Genomic DNA, 1,937 nt, shown 5'->3' on the forward strand with positions numbered 1-1,937 from the left:
CCCCAGGAGTGGCCGCCGCCCGATCCGTGCGGCTCCGCACCGGCCCGGGCGGCCGGCCTCAGCTCAGCGAACCCATGGTCCGGGCGAACACTTCCGGGTCGGCCTGGAAGCCGTGCAGCCGCAGGCCGAAGGACCAGGCGCCCGAGGCGTCCCGGGTGAACTCGGCGACGGTGGCCGCGGTGGCGGAGGTCACGGCCGCGAAGTCTCCCTGGGCGAGGTCGGTGTGGCCCTCGCGGATCCGGAAGCCCGTTCCTCCGATGTCGGCGAAGGTCTTCGTAGGGCCCGCGCCGCCTTCTTCGGCGTTCTGGATGACCACGCCGACCACCACCCGGCTCGACTCCGCCGCCATCCGGCTCAGTTCGATGGTCATCACCTCGTCGAAGCCGAAGCCCTGGCCGGTATGGCTGTCCCGGTTCAAGGTGATGGTTCCGTCGGGAGACCGGCTGCCGAAGTGCACCAGCTGGACCGGCGTCCCGTGGAGGTCCGCGGCGCCGAAGACGGCGGCGACGATGTCGAGGTCGTTCGCGGGCGCGCCCGCCGGGCTGGGGTCCCACCGCAGCGCGAACTCCACCTTGGCCAGTCCCTTGCGTACACCGCTCACCGAACTCCCCCTTCGTTCACAGGCATTTGCCCGTCCATGATCCCACGAGCCCCCGGCCCGGCCCGGCCCGAACGTCGTACGCTTCCGGCCATTTCGGCCGGTTCATTCGCCCCGGCCCGGTCGCCGTGGTCCGTCATGTGCCGCAGCGGCCATTCCCCCGCCCGGCGGGAACGCGCGTACCGCATTCGGACGGCTACGGAGTGCGGACAACATGATGTGCACCCTTTCGCCCAATAGCGGCGCATTCTCGTCCCGTCGCACCACGGGCATTCCCGATCCCGTCCTTTTCTCCCGCTCCGGGCCGGGTCAACCGCATGATCTGCGGCCTATCCGGATCGTTATCCTCAAGTTTTGCTCAAATCTAGTGACGGTGAGCCCGTCCGCTTCCTAGCTTCCTCGTACACGCGTCCCCACGTCCCCACATTCGCGCGGTGCCACACGCCCCCGGCGATCCCGGTGGCGCGTCCCGCGTACCCCAGGAAAGAGTGCAGCATGAAGGTTCCCCAGGCCGGTGCGGTCGCCGCAGTGATCGCGATCGCCCTGACCGCCTCCGGGTGCGTCTTCGACGACGGGGACCAGGGGGACGGGACCCTCTCCATCGGGATCAAGTTCGACCAGCCTGGCATAGGCATGCGGGAGACCGATGGCACCTTCTCCGGATTCGACGTCGACGTGGCCACGTACGTGGCCAAGGAGCTCGGCTACAAGCCGGACAAGATCGAATTCAAGCAGGTCTACAGCAACGACCGTGAACTGCTGCTCCAGTACAACGAGGTCAAGTTCGTCGTCGCGAGCTATTCGATCAACGAAAAGCGCAAGGAGAAGGTCGACTTCGCCGGCCCGTATTTCGTCGCGCACCAGGACCTGATGACCCGCGCCAACGACAGTTCGATCACCAAGGCCGAGGACCTCAACGCGAAGAGCCTGTGCTCGGTCAGCGGCTCCACCTCGGCCGAGAACCTCCGCAAGAACCTCGCCCCCAAGGCGGGCCTGCTGGAGATGAGCGGCTACGCGGACTGCGTCGTCGCGCTCCAGGAGGGCCGGGTCGACGCGATGACCACCGACAACTCCATCCTGGCCGGGTACGCCGCCCGGAAGGGCAACGAGGGCAAGTTCAAGTTGCTCGGCCAGACCCTGAGCAACGAGAACTACGGCATCGGCGTCAAGAAGGACAACAAGGAGCTCCAGCGCAAGATCAACGACGCGCTGAAGAAGATGGTCGCGGACGGCTCCTGGGAGGCGGCCGTGAAGAAGAACTTCGGCGCGAACTACAAGTACGAGCCGGCTCCGGCGCTCAACCTCGTGAGCTGACGCCCCTGGAGGCGGTGGCCGCATC

Annotated in this window: 2 protein-coding genes; one reads left to right on the forward strand and one right to left on the reverse strand. The window is 67.2% G+C overall.

The window, feature by feature from the left end:
* Nucleotides 1-58 precede the first annotated feature (58 nt).
* Nucleotides 59-601 carry a TerD family protein gene (locus ACWGIU_RS36860; protein ID WP_453712432.1) on the reverse strand — a complete coding sequence of 181 codons (543 nt, stop codon included), beginning with the start codon at nt 599-601 and terminating at the stop codon, nt 59-61.
* A gap of 492 nt (nt 602-1,093) precedes the next feature.
* On the opposite strand from ACWGIU_RS36860, the gene ACWGIU_RS36865 reads away from it, so the two are divergent.
* Nucleotides 1,094-1,912, forward strand: a complete 819-nt coding sequence (locus tag ACWGIU_RS36865) for a glutamate ABC transporter substrate-binding protein (protein WP_453712433.1) — start codon at nt 1,094-1,096, stop codon at nt 1,910-1,912.
* Nucleotides 1,913-1,937: the final 25 nt, after the last annotated feature.

The sequence above is a fragment of the Streptomyces sp. NPDC054840 genome (genome assembly GCF_053611065.1).